This window comes from Salinicola endophyticus, from assembly GCF_040536835.1.
Taxonomy (GTDB): domain Bacteria; phylum Pseudomonadota; class Gammaproteobacteria; order Pseudomonadales; family Halomonadaceae; genus Salinicola; species Salinicola endophyticus_A.
On record NZ_CP159578.1, the window covers coordinates 1,515,525 to 1,531,790 of the forward strand.

Annotated in this window: 13 protein-coding genes; 12 read left to right on the forward strand and 1 reads right to left on the reverse strand. The window is 67.0% G+C overall.

The genetic code is table 11. The annotated features are described in order from the left end of the window. Positions 1-233: 233 nt before the first annotated feature. The gene (locus ABV408_RS06930) at positions 234-2,174 is read left to right on the forward strand and encodes a putative nucleotidyltransferase substrate binding domain-containing protein (protein WP_353981726.1); all 1,941 of its coding nucleotides are present in this window, start codon (positions 234-236) and stop codon (positions 2,172-2,174) included. Then, positions 2,171-2,896 (forward strand): 3'-5' exonuclease, encoded by a 726-nt coding sequence (locus ABV408_RS06935; RefSeq protein ID WP_405049926.1) that lies wholly within the window; start codon positions 2,171-2,173, stop codon positions 2,894-2,896. Before ABV408_RS06930 ends, ABV408_RS06935 begins: the two co-directional genes overlap by 4 nt. Before the next feature lie 203 nt (positions 2,897-3,099). Here ABV408_RS06935 and ABV408_RS06940 read toward each other — a convergent pair whose 3' ends face one another. Then, entirely contained in the window at positions 3,100-4,734 is a 1,635-nt protein-coding gene (locus tag ABV408_RS06940; protein ID WP_353981727.1) for a BCCT family transporter, read from the reverse strand. Positions 4,735-5,135: 401 nt separating this feature from the next. Here ABV408_RS06940 and ABV408_RS06945 point away from each other — a divergent pair, with 401 nt between their 5' ends. From ABV408_RS06945 to ureC, 10 genes are all read left to right on the forward strand, one after another. Next, positions 5,136-6,935: an acyl-CoA dehydrogenase C-terminal domain-containing protein gene (locus tag ABV408_RS06945; protein ID WP_353981728.1), complete on the forward strand. Its 1,800-nt coding sequence runs from the start codon at positions 5,136-5,138 to the stop codon at positions 6,933-6,935. 359 nt (positions 6,936-7,294) lie between these two features. Continuing rightward, on the forward strand, positions 7,295-8,602 hold the full coding sequence (urtA, locus tag ABV408_RS06950; RefSeq protein ID WP_353981729.1) for an urea ABC transporter substrate-binding protein: 1,308 nt from the start codon (positions 7,295-7,297) through the stop codon (positions 8,600-8,602). A 114-nt stretch (positions 8,603-8,716) separates the two neighbouring features. Further along, positions 8,717-10,348 carry an urea ABC transporter permease subunit UrtB gene (gene urtB, locus ABV408_RS06955; RefSeq protein ID WP_353981730.1) on the forward strand — a complete coding sequence of 544 codons (1,632 nt, stop codon included), beginning with the start codon at positions 8,717-8,719 and terminating at the stop codon, positions 10,346-10,348. Beyond that, positions 10,345-11,406, forward strand: a complete 1,062-nt coding sequence (gene urtC, locus ABV408_RS06960; RefSeq protein ID WP_353981731.1) for an urea ABC transporter permease subunit UrtC — start codon at positions 10,345-10,347, stop codon at positions 11,404-11,406. Before urtB ends, urtC begins: the two co-directional genes overlap by 4 nt. Further along, positions 11,403-12,266 carry an urea ABC transporter ATP-binding protein UrtD gene (urtD, locus tag ABV408_RS06965; protein WP_405049927.1) on the forward strand — a complete coding sequence of 288 codons (864 nt, stop codon included), beginning with the start codon at positions 11,403-11,405 and terminating at the stop codon, positions 12,264-12,266. The genes urtC and urtD overlap by 4 nt, the downstream gene beginning before the upstream one ends. Beyond that, positions 12,260-12,955 carry an urea ABC transporter ATP-binding subunit UrtE gene (urtE, locus tag ABV408_RS06970; protein WP_353981732.1) on the forward strand — a complete coding sequence of 232 codons (696 nt, stop codon included), beginning with the start codon at positions 12,260-12,262 and terminating at the stop codon, positions 12,953-12,955. Before urtD ends, urtE begins: the two co-directional genes overlap by 7 nt. Further along, entirely contained in the window at positions 12,952-13,869 is a 918-nt protein-coding gene (locus ABV408_RS06975; RefSeq protein ID WP_353981733.1) for an urease accessory protein UreD, read from the forward strand. The genes urtE and ABV408_RS06975 overlap by 4 nt, the downstream gene beginning before the upstream one ends. Before the next feature lie 48 nt (positions 13,870-13,917). Beyond that, a complete protein-coding gene (locus tag ABV408_RS06980) occupies positions 13,918-14,220 on the forward strand; it encodes an urease subunit gamma (RefSeq protein ID WP_035469373.1) in 303 nt (100 codons plus the stop codon). A 9-nt stretch (positions 14,221-14,229) separates the two neighbouring features. After that, positions 14,230-14,559 carry an urease subunit beta gene (locus ABV408_RS06985; protein ID WP_353981734.1) on the forward strand — a complete coding sequence of 110 codons (330 nt, stop codon included), beginning with the start codon at positions 14,230-14,232 and terminating at the stop codon, positions 14,557-14,559. Next, positions 14,556-16,259, forward strand: coding sequence for an urease subunit alpha (gene ureC / locus ABV408_RS06990; protein ID WP_353981735.1), 1,704 nt, complete (start codon positions 14,556-14,558; stop codon positions 16,257-16,259). The genes ABV408_RS06985 and ureC overlap by 4 nt, the downstream gene beginning before the upstream one ends. Positions 16,260-16,266: the final 7 nt, after the last annotated feature.

Consider the following 16,266-nt stretch of genomic DNA (forward strand, 5'->3'; position numbering starts at 1 on the left):
GACTGCGCTCGACGATACGGCGTTGAAATCGACCTCGTACGCGAGCCCGGTCAAAATACTCATTTACCCCGTGTAAACTCCGCGTTTTCGGTCGATTTCGCCTTGTCTCGGCTTCGCTCGTCGAATTTGTAAATACCCTCTGAGCCACCGGGCCATCGGCCACTGCGCGTTGACGCCACTGCCCGGCGCTTCGAAAATGCAGACAGTCGACGTTGTTGGGCCGGGAGGCCGCCATGAATATCGAGCAGTTGGACATCCGCGGCCATCTGGCACAGTTCGCGCCCTTCGATCATCTCTCGGACGATCTGCTCGACCGTATCGCCGGATCGATCGAGATTCGCTATTTCCAGGCCGGCAGCGAGCTGCTCTCCAAGGATCAGCCGATCGATTCGCTGTGGTATATCCGCAGCGGCGCGGTGGAGATGTACCAGCGCAGCGGGCGGCTGTTCAACCGGCTGGGCGAGGGTGACATCTTCGGTTACTCGGATCTGCTGCATCAGCGCCGGGTGCGCTATCCGGTGCGGGCGATCGAGGATACCCTGATCTACTTCGTGCCGGCGGATATCTTCGACGAGATCTGCGAGGTGGATGACGACTTCTCCGAGTTCGTCGACACCGGTGGGCGGCTCAAGGTAACGGTGCAGCAGCAGCGCGACGACAGTGGCCTCATGACCACCCGCGTGCGCAAGCTGATCACGCGCCAGCCGCAGATGGTGGAGGCCGACACCACGCTGCAGGCAGCGGCTCAGCGCATGCGTGACGAGAACACCACCTGCGTGCTGGTGGTGGACCTCACCGAATCGCAATCGCCGTATACCTTCGTCGGCCGCGACGGTCGTCACTGGAAGCTCAACGGTATCCTCACCGACCGCGATTTCTGCACCCGCGTGCTGGCCGAGGGCAAGTCGCCACAGACGCCGGTGGGCGAGGTGATGTCGTCGCGGCCGATCGTGATCCAGTCCGACGAGTCGGTCTACGAGGCGATGCTGTGCATGTTGCGCAACCAGGTGCACCACCTGCCGGTGCTGCACCGCCGCCAGCCCATGGGCATCCTGCACCTCTCGGACATCGTGCGCCACGAAACCCACAGCAGCCTGTTCCTGGTCAACAATATCTTCGTCCAGAACACCCCGACCCAGCTCTCCCGACTCTCCACCGAGGTGCGCAACGGCTTCGTGCGCATGGTCGCCGATGGCGCCAACTCCGAGATGATCAGCCGCGCCCTGGCGACCATCGGGCGCGGTTTCACCCAGCGTCTGCTGGAGCTCGCCGAGGCCGAGCTGGGGCCGCCGCCGGTGCCTTACTGCTTCATGGTGCTGGGGTCGATGGCGCGGGAAGAGCCGACCATCAACGCCGACCAGGACAACGCCCTGGTGCTCGACGACGCCTACGATCCCGAGCAGCACGGCGACTATTTCGAAGCGCTGGCCAAGTTCGTCTGCGACGGTCTCGCCGGCTGTGGCTACGCCTACTGCAAGGGCGACGTCATGGCCACAAACCCGCGCTGGCGCCAGCCGCTGGCGGTGTGGAAGCGCTATTTCGAGAAGTGGATGCGCGAGCCCAACCCGGAGCGTCTGCTGCACAGTTCGATCTTCTTCGACCTGGCGCCGGTCCACGGTGAGTCACCGATGGTCGAGGCGCTGCAGGATCTGATCGCCGAGCAGGCGCCGCGCAGCGAGCTGTTCCTCGCCGCGCTGGCGCGCAACGCCAAGAACCGCACGCCGCCGCTGGGCTTCTTCCGCAAGTTCGTGATGGAGCAGGATGGCGAGCATCGCAAATCGATCAACTTGAAGCGTCGTGGCACCGCGCCGCTGACCGATCTGGTGCGCGTGCACGCGCTGGCCTGCGGTTCCAAGGCCCAGAACACCTTTGCCCGTCTCGACGATATCGCTGCTACCAAGCTGGTGGGACAGGGGGTCGCCGAACGGCTGCGCTACGCCTTCGAGTTCCTGTCGATGGTGCGTATCCGGCATCAGGCCGAGGCGATCGAGCACGGGCAGGAGCCGGACAACAGCGTCGATCCCGAGCACGTGGGCAGCCGCGAGCGTCACCACCTCAAGGACGCCTTCGAAGCGATCAGCCACGCCCAGAAGTTTCTCTCCTTCCGCTATACCCTGCCCGGCAAGGGGGCGTCGCGGAGTCAGGGTAACGAGCGCGGCGAGAGCGCATCGTGAGGCGGGTGCCGAAGGTGCGCCGCCGCCAGCTCGAAGCCTGGCCACGCTACCTCGCCGCGCGCGCTGCCGAGGCCAAGGATGCGCGCCTGGCAGGCTTTTTCGCCGGCGGTGGACTCGACCCCGAGATGCCGATCGGCGAGGCGCCGCTGGTGGCCATGGACTTCGAGACCACCGGGCTCGACGCAGGGCGCCACGATATCGTCAGTGTCGGCGTGGTGCCGTTCACGCTGGCGCGGATCCGACCCGCCCAGGGGCGCTACTGGGTGCTGTCGCCACGGCGGCGGCTGAGTGACGAGTCGGTGACCTTCCACCATATCACCCACGCTGAAGTGGAGAACGCGCCCGACTTCTCCGCCATCATCGACGAGCTGCTGGCGGCGCTTCACGGGCGGCTGGTGGTAGTGCACTACCGCCAGCTCGAACGCAGCTTCCTCGATGCCGCGATCCGAGAACGCCTCGGCGAAGGGCTGCTGTTTCCGATGCTCGATACCATGTCGCTGGAGGCGCGCATCCATCGCCAGTCATGGTGGGCGCGTCTGCGCCGCTGGGCGGGACGCCCGGTGGCCTCGATCCGCCTGCACGAGAGCCGTCAGCGCTACAATCTGCCGGCGTATACCGGTCACCATGCGCTGATCGATTCGCTGGCCACGGCGGAGCTGCTGCAGGCACAGATTCTCTATCACTACAGCTGGGAGACGCCGGTCGGTGCGCTCTGGCGATGAATGACGTGTGGTGAGATGACGTGTGGGGCGGTGAAGCCTGTGTCGGGGAAACCTAGGCGGGTGCAGTGCAGGACGGTGACGGCGGGTAGAGCGGGACAGGTGCGGTGAGGCGAAGCGTTCTTTCGTCGGCCGGAAACGGCAAAGGAGTAGCAGAACGACAACGAGCGGCCCTTGGGCCGCTCGTTGCGTTTACAGCACTGGCTTCAGGTGCGCGGTTCGGAGCGCAGACCCTGGATGATGGCGTAGCACGCCGCCAGCAAGACGATGGTGAAGGGTAGGCCGGTAGTGATCACCGCCGCCTGCAGTGCGGTCAGACCGCCGCCCAGCAGCAGGGCGATGGCGATCGCGCCTTCGATCAGTGCCCAGAACACGCGCTGCGGCTTGGGCGCGTCGACCTTGCCGCCGGCAGTGATCGAGTCGATCACCAGCGACCCGGAGTCGGAGGAGGTGATGAAGAACACCATCACCAGCACGATGCCGAGGAACGAGGTGATCGCGGTCAGCGGCAGTTGGCCCAGCATGGTGAAGAGCTGCAGCTCCAGTGCCGCATCCTTGACCCCCTGGAAGCCATCGCCGACCAGCTGATGGATGGCGGTATCGCCGAAGGCGGTCATCCAGATCACCGAGACCAGCGTGGGCACCAGCAGTACCGCGATCAGGAATTCGCGCACGGTGCGGCCGCGGCTGACGCGGGCGATGAACATGCCGACGAACGGCGACCAGGAGATCCACCAGGCCCAGTAGAAGGCGGTCCAGCCGTGGACGAAGTTGGTGTCTTCGCGGCCGAACGGATTGGACAGTGCCGGCAGATACTTCAGGTAGGAGACGATGTTCTCGACGAAGCCGGTGGCGAGCAGCAGGGTCGGGCCGACGAAGATCACGAACACCAGCAGAATGAAGGCCAGCGCCATGTTGATCTGCGACAGCCGCTGCACGCCCTTGTCCACGCCCAGCATGACCGAACCCAGTGCCACCAGGGTGATACCGATGATCAGCAGGACCATGGTCACGTTGGTGTTGGGCACGTCGAACAGATAGTGCAGACCGGCGGCCGCCTGGGAGGCGCCCAGACCCAGCGAGGTGGCCAGGCCGAACAGCGTGGCGAAGACCGCCAGGATGTCGATGATATGGCCGGGCCAGCCCCAGATGCGCTCACCCAGGATCGGGTAGAAGATCGAACGCATGGTCAGCGGCAGCCCCTTGTTGAAGGAGAACAGCGCCAGCGACAGCGCGACCACCGCGTAGATGCCCCAGGGGTGCAGGCCCCAGTGGAAGATCGTCGCGGCCATGGCCAGCGACTGGGAGGCAGCGTCGTTACCCGCGGCGCCGCCCAGCGGCGCCCAGGAGTCGCCGGCCAGCGAGGTGCCGAAGTGGGTGATCGGTTCGGAGACGCCATAGAACATCAGGCCGATGCCCATGCCCGCGGCGAACAGCATCGCGAACCAGCCGGCATAGCTGAAGTCGGGCTTGGCGTGCATACCGCCGATGCGCACCTTGCCCAGGGGGGTGAAGATCAGCCCCACCGAGACCAGTACGAAGACGTTGGCGGCTAACAGGAACAGCCAGCTCAGGTTGTCGGTGAGAAAGCTCCTTGCCCCGTTGAAGATCGGCCCCATCTGCTCTGGCAGGGCCAGAGTGATGATGACGAAGAACAGGATCATCAGCGACGAGATCGAGAAGACCTTGCCGTGCAGGTCGACGTCGAAGCCGAATTTGTTGGTCCTGATGTTGTCCTGACCGATCACGTAGTCGGTATCGATCAGATTGGAGGGTCCCTCGGGGGCCGGTACGCCTTCCTGCGGCGCGGCCGGCTGGTTGTTAGGATCTTCTTGAGCCACTAGCCGTCTCCCTAATGATTACCACATGACGGACCAGGCCGCGCCTTCAGGGCGTGGCGAGATCGCGTCCCGTTATTGACTTGCTGGCGGTGGTGGCGATGCGCCATTGCGCCTCTAGTCTGGCGTATCGTCACGAACGTGCAAGTTTTGTAATTATCCTGAATCAAGTCGGTGCTTCCAACCGTCCCCGGCGCGCGCGCGACGTATCTGCCCGCGACGCCGGGCCGCACAGCGTCTATACCAAGGTCGCAGGGCGTGTGGAACGAGCCCGCGATTGTCTGGATAGCGGCGCTCGCGCAGCCTGCTAGACCAAGGTCAGAGTGCACGTCGGGCGGCATTCGACGTATATTGAAACGAACGTTTGAAAATGGCTGCATTCGACATTCGCCGCAGGAGAGGTCATGGCACACTATCGAGCCCCGCTGAACGATCTGCGTTTCGTGCGTGAAGAGGTCTTCGCCGCCGAGCGTGAATGGGCGGCGATGCCGGCCACCGCCGAGCTCAACGCCGAACTCGCCGACGCGGTGATGGAAGAAGCCGGGAGGCTGGTCAGCGCCGAGCTGCTGCCGCTCAATGCCAGCGGCGATGCCGAGGGTTGTCAGTTCGACGGCGCCCGGGTGACCACGCCGGCGGGCTTCCGCGAGGCATTCGCCGAGTTCGCCGAGGGCGGCTGGTGCGGGCTCGCCGGTGACCCGGCGCTGGGCGGTCAGGGCCTGCCCAAGCTGCTCACGCTGGCCTTCGACGAGATGCTCTACGCCAGCAACTCGAGTTTTGCGCTCTATCTGGCGCTCAATAACGGCGCCGCGCTGCTGCTCGACCAGTACGCCGACGAAGCGACTCGAGCGCGCTACCTGCCGCGACTCTACGCCGGCGAATGGCTGGGCACGATGTGCTTGACGGAGCCCCACTGCGGCACCGACCTGGGGCTGATCAAGACCCGCGCGACCCCCAACGACGACGGCAGCTACGCCATCACCGGCAGCAAGATCTGGATCACCGGCGGCGAGCACGATCTCACCGACAACATCGTTCACCTGGTGCTGGCCAAGCTGCCCGACGCGCCACCGGGCGCCAAGGGCATCTCGCTGTTTCTGGTGCCCAAGCGCGTGGTCGATGACGAGGGGCAGGCCGGCGAGGCCAACGGTGTGGTGTGCGGCGGTCTCGAACACAAGATGGGGATCAAGGCCAGCGCCACCTGCGTGATGCACTTCGAGGCGGCACGGGGCGAGCTGATCGGCGAGCCGCACCAGGGTCTGGCGACGATGTTCACGATGATGAACTACGAGCGGCTGTCGATCGGTATGCAGGGTCTGGGCCTTGGCGAGATCGCCTACCAGAGCGCGATCGACTTCGCTCGCGAGCGCCTGCAGAGCCGTGCCCCCGGCGGCGCGGCGGCGCCGGAGAAGCCCGCCGACCCGATTCTGGTACACCCGGACGTGCGCCGCATGGCGCTGGACGTGCGCGCCTGGAACGAGGGCGGACGGCTATTCGCGGCCTTCGTCGCCCGCGAGCTCGACCGCGCGCGCTACCATCCGGAGGCCGAGACCCGCGCCGGTGCCGAGGAGATGGTCGCGCTGCTGACCCCGGTAGCCAAGGCCTTTCTGACCGACCGCGGCTTCGAGGCCACGGTGGAGGCCCAGCAGCTCTACGGCGGCAGCGGCTACTGCGTCGAGTGGGGCGCCGAGCAGTTCGTGCGCGATGCGCGTATCGCCATGATCTATGAAGGCACCAACGGCATCCAGGCGATGGACCTGGTCGGGCGCAAGCTGGTGCGTAACGGCGGCGCCTATGTCGAGCGTCTGCTGGCACGTCTGCGCGCGGACCTGGAGGATGGCGCCGCCGATGACACGCGCCTGCGGCCCTTCCATGCCGCTGCCGAGGCTGCCGCAACGCGGCTGGAACAGGCGACCCGTCAACTGCTCGAGCGCGCGGCGCAGGATCCGGCCGAGGCCGGCGCGGCGGCCCACGACTACCTGCAATTGACCGGGCTCAGCGTCTACGCCTGGATGTGGTGGAAGGCGGCACGCGCGGCGGTGCGTGGGCTCGATCAAGACGGGGCTCTGGGGGAGGCCGACTATCGCGACAAGCTGATCGTGGGGCAGCACTTCCTCGAGCGTCTTCTGCCGCGCAGCGAGGCCCACGCGCGCCAGCTCGAGGCGGCGGCGACTGGGTTGATGGCCATGGATGAACTGCGTTTTTGATGAACTGGCGAGGTGACGTCAGCGAGTTTCGATCGGTGGTTTGCACGCTTTTGGGGCGCCCGTGACACGGGCGCCTTTTTTTGTATCCATTCTGGTGCATGTCCATCTACGTCGGGTGGCGACCCCAACGTCTTGACCTGGCTCATGAATCTAATACCGAAGCGGACGTTACGTGCTCAACTGAGCCTCTCGGAGCGCGTCCTGCGTGGCCGCGGCGCGCGCTGGCGGTGCGATAAGGGTGGTTTTTTGTATACAAAGACCCGGGCTCGATTAAAAAGGGCACGAAAAATGCATGAGGGCTAGGGAGGGGTGCGCCGGCGGCGCCGGACACCCACCCAGGGATTCTTCAGGAGCGTCTCATGACAACAACAGCCCTACGCAAACTGATCGCAGCATCCGTGCTCACCACCACGCTGGCGGGGGTCTCGGCGCCGCTGCTGGCCGCCGACGATGGCCCGATCCGCGTCGGTATCCTTCACTCCCTCTCCGGCACCATGGCGATCAGCGAATCGACGCTGAAAGACGAGATGCTGATGCTGATCGATCAGCAGAACAAGGCCGGCGGTCTGCTCGGGCGCCAGCTGGAGCCGGTGGTGATGGATCCGGCCTCTGACTGGTCGCGCTACGCCGAGCAGGCGCGCACCCTGCTCACCGGTGACCAGCGGGTCGACGTCATCTTCGGCAACTGGACCTCGGCCTCGCGCAAGGCGGTGCTGCCGGTGGTCGAGGAGCTCGATGGACTGCTGTTCTATCCGGTGCAGTATGAGGGTCAGGAATCCTCCGAGAACATCTTCTACACCGGCGCCGCGCCCAACCAGCAGGCGATCCCCGCGGTCGACTATCTAATGGGGCAGGGGGTCGAGCGCTGGGCGCTGCTGGGTACCGACTACGTCTATCCGCGCACCACCAACGAGATCCTCGAGGCCTATCTCAAGGCTCACGGCGTGGCGGACGACGACATCATGGTCAACTACACCCCGTTCGGCTTCAGCGACTGGCAGTCGATCGTCTCCCGGGTCAAGGATTTCGGTAGTCAGGGCAAGAAGACCGCGGTGGTCTCGACCATCAATGGCGATGCCAACGTGCCGTTCTACAACGAGCTCGCCAACCAGGGGGTCAAGGCTGCCGACATTCCGGTGGTGGCGTTCTCGGTCGGCGAGCAGGAGCTGACCGGGATCGACACCGCGCCGCTGGTCGGTCATCTGGCGGCCTGGAACTACTTCATGAGTGTCGACAGCGACGCCAACTACGACTTCATCGATGCCTGGGTCGCCTACACCGGCAATCAGGATGCAGTGGTCAACGACCCCATGGAAGCCCACTACATCGGCTTCAACATGTGGCTCAAGGCGGTCGAGGAGGCCGGTACCACCGACGTCGATGCGGTCAAGGACGCGATCATCGGCGTGACCGTGCCCAATCTCTCCGGCGGTGCGGCGACGATGATGCCCAACCACCACATCACCAAGCCGGTGATGATCGGCGAGATCCAGGATGACGGTCAGTTCAGCGTGGTGTGGCAGACCCCGACCACGGTAGCCGGTGACGCCTGGTCCGACTATCTGCCGGCGTCGCAGCACCTGATCAGCGATTGGCGCGCGCCGCTGCGCTGCGGAAAGCTCGATGTCGAGCGCATGGTCTGCGAAGACGGCGCAGGAACGAACTGATCGGTGGGCGGTGCCTGGCCGCGGCCATGCCGCGGCGCTCACCGCCCGAGCACGTGCCCGCGCCGCCGAGCGGATGGCGCGGGGCCAACGGCAACGCAGCATGAGCGTTCCATCATGATGATGCATTCCCACGCCGGAGGCTGCCAGTGCGCCCGCCGGCTCAGGCACGGGTTGTTGTTCGGCCTGCTGCTGATCTGCGCCGCGCTGGCCACCCCGGCCTCGGCGGCGGTCAGCGAGCCCCAGGCCAGAGCGCTGTTGCAGGCGCTGGATACGCGCAGTTTCGCGGCCAAGGGCGAGGCCGCCCAGGCGATCGCCGACAGCCAGGCAAGTCAGAAGACGCGCTGGCTTCAGGCGCTGCTCGATGGCCGTCTGGGCAAGGCGCGCCGCGGCGAGCAGTTCTATATCGTCACCGACGACAGCGGTCGTGAGTGGCCGCTGATCGATGCGATCACCTTCGCCGAGGCTGGCAGCGGTTCCCGGCGCACGGTGGATATCTTCAAGATCAACAACGATCTGCGCACCCAGCTCCAGGGCATGATCGCCTCGCTCTCGCTGGCCGAGGGTGACGCGGGTGCACGTCTAGCGGCTGCGGATCGGCTGATCGGAGAGGTGAACGCCGACAATGTCGCGAGCGTACGCGCCAGCCGCGAGCAGGAAGAGAGCTCTGAGGTGCGTGACCACCTCGACGTGGCGCTGGCGCTGTATGCCGCGCAGCAGGGCGACGCCGAGGCCCTCGACACCCTCGCCGGCAATCTCGACACGCGAGTGCGCAATGGCCTGACCACGCTGGCGGCGGGTGACGGCGAACTCGCTGCCCAGGCACAGCGTGTGCTCGACGGCATCGAGCGCAAGCGCGCCTGGTACGACCGCGCGCAGACCCTGTTCTTCGGCTTGAGCGCGGGCTCGATCCTGGTGCTGGCGGCGATCGGTCTGGCGATCACCTTCGGCGTCATGGGGGTAATCAACATGGCCCACGGTGAGCTGATCATGCTCGGTGCCTACACCACCTGGCTGATCCAGCAGGCGCTGCCGGGGCAGCCGGGGCTGGCGCTGCTGCTGGCGATCCCCGGCGGCTTCCTGGTGGCCGCGGCCTTCGGCATCGTCATCGAGCGCTGCGTGATCCGCTTCCTCAAGGGGCGGCCGCTGGAGACGCTGCTGGCGACCTTCGGCCTGAGCCTGATCCTGCAGCAGCTGGTGCGCACGCTGTTCTCGCCGCTCAACCGACGGGTGGAGTCGCCGGCGTGGCTGCAGGGTGCCTGGCAGATCAACGATGCGCTGTCGCTGACCCTGAATCGTCTCGGCGTGCTCGGCTTCTGTCTGCTGGTGTTCGCCGCGCTGTGGGCGCTGATGCGCTACACCCGGCTCGGCCTGGAGGTGCGCGCAGTGACCCAGAACCGCGCCATGGCGCGGGCCATGGGCGTGCGCGCGGCGCGGGTCGACATGCTCACCTTCGGGCTCGGTGCCGGGGTCGCGGGGCTCGCCGGGGTGGCGCTGTCGCAGCTCACCAACGTGGGGCCGAACCTGGGCCAGGGCTATATCGTCGACTCCTTCCTGGTGGTGGTGTTCGGCGGCGTCGGCAATCTGTGGGGTACCCTGGTCGCCGGCATGTCGCTGGGGGTGATCAATCAGGTGCTGCAGCCGTGGGTCGGGGCGGTGCTGGCCAAGATCATCGTGCTGGTCGGGGTGATCCTGTTCATCCAGAAGCGCCCGCAGGGGATCTTCGCGCCCAAGGGGAGGGTGTCATGAGCCACGCAACCCTCGACCCCAACCGGGATCGCTCGGGCCAGGCGTTTCTCTCCCGCGCCACGCTGATCACCTCGGCGCTGCTGATCGTCGGCATGGCGCTGGTGCTGGTCCTGCATGCGCTGCCCATGGCCCATCCGCTGCATGTGAGCGGTGCCACGGTGGCACTGCTGGGCAAGTACTTCACCTACATGCTGCTGGCGCTGGCGGTGGATCTGATCTGGGGCTACCTGGGCATCTTGAGTCTCGGCCACGGTGCCTTCTTCGCCCTCGGCGGCTACGCCATGGGGCTCTATCTCAATGCCCAGGGCACGGCGCTGCCCGGCTGGCAAGGGCTGCTGGCGAGCTTCCCGCTGGCGGCGCTGGCGGTGGTGCTGGCGCCGGGGTTATTGGCACTGGCGTTCGGCTGGCTCGCCTTCCGCTCCCGGGTGACCGGGGTCTACTTCTCGATCATCACCCAGGCGCTGACCTTTGCCCTGATGCTGGCATTCAACCGCAACGAGATGGGGATGGGCGGCAGCACCGGACTGACGCGCTTCAGCGAGCTGCTCGGTTTTCGGCTGGCCAGTGACGGCATGACCGTGGCGCTGTTCCTGGCCTCCGGTATTGCCGTACTGCTGGCGTTCTGGCTGTGTCGGGCGATCGTGGTCTCACGGCTGGGGCGGGTCGCCGTGGCGACCCGTGACGCCGAGGCGCGGGTGCGCTTTCTCGGTTATCGGGTCGAGCACGTCAAGCTGTCGCTGTTCGTGGTCTCGGCGATGCTCGCCGGGGTCGCCGGGGCGCTCTACGTGCCGCAGGTCGGGATCATCAACCCCAGCACCTTCGCGCCGCTGTTCTCGATCGAGGTGGTGGTGTGGGTGGCGCTGGGCGGACGCGCCACGCTGTTCGGTGCGCTGCTCGGGGCGCTGGTGGTCAACTATCTCAAGACCGTGCTCACCGGCGCGATGCCGGACGCCTGGCTGTTCCTGCTCGGCGGCCTGTTCGTGGTGTTGACCATGGCGCTGCCGCGGGGGATCGCCGGCGTGCTGGCATGGCGGCGTCGGCAGGAGGGCGCGACATGAACCAGGGCGCACGCACCCGGGTGCAGCAGCTGCGCGAGCTGTCGCGCCCCGACCGGGTGTTCGACTTCATGCTGCCGGCGCAGTCGCCGGTGGACGTCCGCCACGGGCCGATTCTTTACATGGAGGATGTCAGCGTCAGCTTCGACGGCTTCCGCGCCATTGATCGGCTCAACCTCACGATCGACGACGGCGAGCTGCGCTGCATCATCGGTCCCAACGGCGCCGGCAAGACCACCATGATGGATATCATCACCGGCAAGACGCGTCCGGACAGCGGCCAGGTGTGGTTCGGCAGCCGGCACAACCTGCTGACCCTGGACGAGCCGCGGATCGCCAATCTCGGCATCGGGCGCAAGTTCCAGAAGCCGACGGTGTTCGAGGCGCTCGACGTGAGCGAGAACCTGGAGCTGGCGATGGCGGGTGACCGCCGCGTGTGGCGGACTCTGCTGGCGCGGCTCGACCGCGCTGGTCGGGCGCGCATCGACGAGGTGCTGGAGACCATCGGCCTGACCGGCGAGCGGCACCGGCTCGCCGGCGTGCTCTCCCACGGCCAGAAGCAGTGGCTGGAGATCGGCATGCTGCTGATGCAGCGCCCGCGCCTGCTGCTGGTGGACGAGCCGGTGGCCGGGATGACCGAGCCGGAGATGCAGCGCACCGCCGAGCTGCTGACGCGGCTGGCGGGGCAGCAGTCGGTGGTGGTGGTCGAGCACGATATGGGCTTCGTGCGCGAGATCGCGCGCAAGGTCACGGTGCTGCACCAGGGCAGCGTGTTGGCCGAGGGCAGCCTGGACCAGGTGTCCAGTGATCCGCGGGTGGTGGAGGTCTATCTGGGCGGCGACGAGGAGACGAACGCATGCTGAGCGTGGACAACCTCGATCAGTACTACGGCGAGAGCCATATCCTGCGCGGCCTGTCGCTGACGGTGCCGGCCGGGCGCTGCACCTGCGTGATGGGGCGCAACGGGGTCGGCAAGACCACGCTGTTGAAGACCATCATGGGGGAGGTGAGCGCCCGCGCCGGCACCATCCACTTCGACGGTGAGCCGCTGCTGCCCAAGCGCGCCGAGGCGCGTGCCGGTCTGGGGATCGGCTATGTGCCCCAGGGGCGGCAAATCTTCGCCACGCTCACAGTGGAGGAGAATCTGCGCATCGGCTTGCCGGCACGGCGCGATCGCCAGCGGCGCATTCCCGAGCGCATCTATGAACTGTTCCCGGTGCTGCGCGAGATGCGCTATCGTCGCGGAGGCGACCTCTCCGGCGGCCAGCAGCAGCAGCTGGCGATCGGGCGCGCGCTGGTGCTCGACCCGCGGCTGCTGATTCTCGACGAGCCGGGGGAGGGCATCCAGCCCAATATCGTGGCCCAGATCGGCGAGGTGATCCGGCGGCTCAACCGCGAGGCCGGGCTGACCGTACTGCTGGTCGAGCAGAAACTGCCGTTCGCGCGCCGCTACGCCGACGGCTTCATGATCATGGATCGGGGCCAGGCCGTGGCCAACGGCGACATCTCCGATCTCGACGACGACCTGATTCGGCGACATCTCACGGTATGAGCGCAGACCCCGCACCGCCAAGCCATCCGCCCCCCGCGGACTCCGGTCACCGTTTCGACGCCGGGCGCCGCTGGGAGGCGCGGCTGGCGCTCGCCTTCGACCGCCGCGAGACCGCCCATGCCGGGCGTACCCGTTTGACCCGGGCGCACCACAGCGGGCCGCTGCGGGTGCAGCGGCCGTTCTACCCCGAGCCGCTGCAGCCGGCGCTGGTCGAGCCCTGCCACGTCTATCTGCTGCACCCGCCGGGCGGGCTGGTCAGCGGTGACGCCCTGGCGCTGGAGATCGCGGTGGAGGCCGACGCCCACGCGCTGTTGACCACGCCGGCGGCGACCAAGCTCTACCGCGCCGACAGCCAGGGCGTGACCTGGCAGCAGCGCAATCACCTGCAGGTGGACGCTGGCGGTCTGCTCGAGTGGCTGCCCCAGGAGACCATCGCCTTCGACGGCTCGCGCGGGGCGCAGAGCACCACGGTCGAGCTCACTGGCGATGCCCGCTGCCTGGGGTGGGAGGTGATGGCGCTGGGGCGTCCGGTGGGCGCGCTGCCGTTCGTCAGCGGTGCCATCGAGCAGCGCTTTCGGCTGACCCGCGACGGCCGCCCGCTGTGGCTCGAGCGCCAGCCGCTCGACCCACATCACGCGCGCTTCCAGGGTCGCTGGGGGCAGGGCGGGGCGAGCGTCCAGGCGACCCTGTGGGCGGCCGGGCTAGCGGCCCCCGAGGTGGCGGTGGCGGCGCTGCGCGAGGCGCTGCCGGCGGCCCCGCAGTGGGCCGTCACCCAGCGTCTCGGCGTATTGCTGCTGCGCTATCTGGGCGATTCGCGCAATCAGGCCTGGGACTACTGCCAGGCCGCCTGGCACACGCTGCGCCCGCTGCTGGCCGAGCGCGAGGCGTGCGAGCCGCGCATCTGGCGCACCTGAGACAACGATCAAGGGCGCCCGGCGCCCGCAAGCCCAGGAGACGAGGCGATGGAACTGACACCCCGAGACAAAGACAAGCTGCTGCTGTTCTCCGCCGCCCAGTTGGCCGAGCGCCGCCGCGCGCGCGGGCTCAAGCTCAACTACCCGGAAGCGGTGGCGCTGATCAGCTTCGAGATCCTCGAAGGCGCCCGCGACGGGCGCAGCGTGGCCGAGCTGATGGGCTACGGTCGCGAGATCCTGACCCGCGACGACGTGATGGAGGGGGTCGCCGAGATGATCCCCGAGGTGCAGGTTGAGGCGACCTTTCCCGACGGCACCAAGCTGGTGACCGTGCATTCACCCATCGTATGAGGGGCGGCCATGATTCCCGGTGAATACCAGTTGCAGGACGGCGAGATCGAGCTCAACGCAGGGGGCGACACGATCACCCTGACGGTGGGCAACCGCGGCGACCGCCCGATCCAGGTCGGCTCGCACTACCACTTCGCCGAGACCAACCCGGCGCTCGAGTTCGATCGTGGCGCCGCGCGAGGTTACCGGCTCGACGTTCCGGCGGGCTCGGCGATCCGTTTCGAGCCGGGTCAGCGCCGGGCGGTGACGCTGGTGCCGTTTGCCGGCCGGCGGCACGTCTACGGCTTCCGCGGCGAAGTCATGGGTGGGCTGGATGATGCCGTGGAGGATGAAGCATGAAAATTTCACGTCAGGCCTATGCCGACATGTATGGCCCCACCGTGGGCGATCGGGTGCGCCTCGCCGATACCGAGCTGTGGATCGAGGTGGAGCAGGATCATACCCACTACGGCGACGAGGTGAAGTTCGGCGGCGGCAAGGTGATCCGTGACGGCATGGGCCAGAGCCAGCGCTGCGACGAGGCGGTGATGGACACGGTGATCACCAATGCGCTGATCCTCGACTGGTGGGGGATCGTCAAGGCCGATGTCGGCCTCAAGGCGGGGCGAATCGCCGCCATCGGCAAGGCCGGCAACCCCGACGTGCAGCCGGCGGTGACCATCGTGATCGGCCCGGGCACCGAGGTGATCGCCGGTGAGGGCAAGATTCTCACCGCCGGCGCGATCGACGCACACATCCACTTCATCTGCCCGCAGCAGGTGGAGGAGGCGCTGATGAGCGGGGTCACCACCATGCTCGGCGGGGGGACCGGGCCGGCCACCGGCTCCAACGCCACCACCTGTACCCCCGGGGAGTGGCACCTGGGCAAGATGCTCCAGGCGATCGACACCCTGCCGATGAACATCGGCCTGCTCGGCAAGGGCAACGCCAGCCAGCCCGAGGCGCTCGAAGCGCAGATCGTGGCCGGGGCGATCGGGCTCAAGCTGCACGAGGACTGGGGTACCACGCCGGCTTCCATCGACACCTGCCTGAGCGTGGCCGAGCGCTACGACGTCCAGGTGGCGATCCATACCGATACCCTCAACGAGTCCGGCTTCGTCGAGGACACCCTGGCCGCGTTCAAGGAGCGCGGTATCCACACCTATCACACCGAGGGTGCCGGGGGCGGCCATGCGCCGGACATCATCACCGCCTGTTCCAAGGATTACGTGCTGCCGTCGTCGACCAACCCGACGCGGCCCTACACCGTGAACACCGTCGACGAGCATCTCGACATGCTGATGGTGTGCCACCACCTCGACCCCAATATCCCCGAGGACGTGGCCTTCGCCGATTCGCGCATCCGCCGCGAGACCATCGCCGCCGAGGATATCCTCCACGATCTCGGCGTGATCTCGATGATCGCCTCCGACTCCCAGGCCATGGGTCGGGTCGGCGAGGTGGTCTGCCGCACCTGGCAGACCGCGCACAAGATGAAGGTGCAGCGCGGTCTGCTGGCGGAGGATGCCGAGCGTGGCTGTGACAATTTCCGTGCCCGGCGCTATATCGCCAAGTACACCATCAACCCGGCGCTCACCCACGGCCTGGGCCATGAGGTGGGATCGGTGGAGGTCGGCAAGCTGGCCGATCTGGTGCTGTGGGACCCGGCCTTCTTCGGCGTCAAGCCGGCGCTGATACTCAAGGGCGGGATGATTGCGGCGGCGCCCATGGGCGATCCCAACGCCTCGATTCCGACCCCGCAGCCGGTGCACTATCGGCCGATGTTCGGCGCCTTCGGCCGCGCCGCCAGCGCCACCCGAGTGAGTTTCGTCAGCCAGGCGGCGCTGGCGGCCGGGGTGGGCGAGCGCCTGGGCCTGGCCAGTCGGCTGGTCGCGGTGCAGGACGTGCGCGGTGTGCGCAAGCGTGACATGAAACTCAACGATGCCTGTCCGCAGCTCGAGGTCGACCCGCAGACCTACGAGGTGCGCGCCGATGGTCAACTGCTCACCTGCGAGCCCGCGGTCACGCTGCCGCTGGCCCAGCGCTACCATCTGTTCTGACAGGCGG

What these genes read in the sequence shown, in the direction of transcription:
- ABV408_RS06945 (WP_353981728.1), top strand. Translation starts at nt 5,136, where the DNA reads ATGGCACACTATCGAGCCCCGCTGAACGATCTGCGTTTCGTGCGTGAA.
- ABV408_RS06975 (WP_353981733.1), top strand. Translation starts at nt 12,952, where the DNA reads ATGAGCGCAGACCCCGCACCGCCAAGCCATCCGCCCCCCGCGGACTCC.
- ureC (WP_353981735.1), top strand. Translation starts at nt 14,556, where the DNA reads ATGAAAATTTCACGTCAGGCCTATGCCGACATGTATGGCCCCACCGTG.
- urtC (WP_353981731.1), top strand. Translation starts at nt 10,345, where the DNA reads ATGAGCCACGCAACCCTCGACCCCAACCGGGATCGCTCGGGCCAGGCG.
- ABV408_RS06985 (WP_353981734.1), top strand. Translation starts at nt 14,230, where the DNA reads ATGATTCCCGGTGAATACCAGTTGCAGGACGGCGAGATCGAGCTCAAC.
- urtB (WP_353981730.1), top strand. Translation starts at nt 8,717, where the DNA reads ATGATGATGCATTCCCACGCCGGAGGCTGCCAGTGCGCCCGCCGGCTC.
- ABV408_RS06930 (WP_353981726.1), top strand. Translation starts at nt 234, where the DNA reads ATGAATATCGAGCAGTTGGACATCCGCGGCCATCTGGCACAGTTCGCG.
- urtD (WP_405049927.1), top strand. Translation starts at nt 11,403, where the DNA reads ATGAACCAGGGCGCACGCACCCGGGTGCAGCAGCTGCGCGAGCTGTCG.
- ABV408_RS06980 (WP_035469373.1), top strand. Translation starts at nt 13,918, where the DNA reads ATGGAACTGACACCCCGAGACAAAGACAAGCTGCTGCTGTTCTCCGCC.
- urtA (WP_353981729.1), top strand. Translation starts at nt 7,295, where the DNA reads ATGACAACAACAGCCCTACGCAAACTGATCGCAGCATCCGTGCTCACC.
- urtE (WP_353981732.1), top strand. Translation starts at nt 12,260, where the DNA reads ATGCTGAGCGTGGACAACCTCGATCAGTACTACGGCGAGAGCCATATC.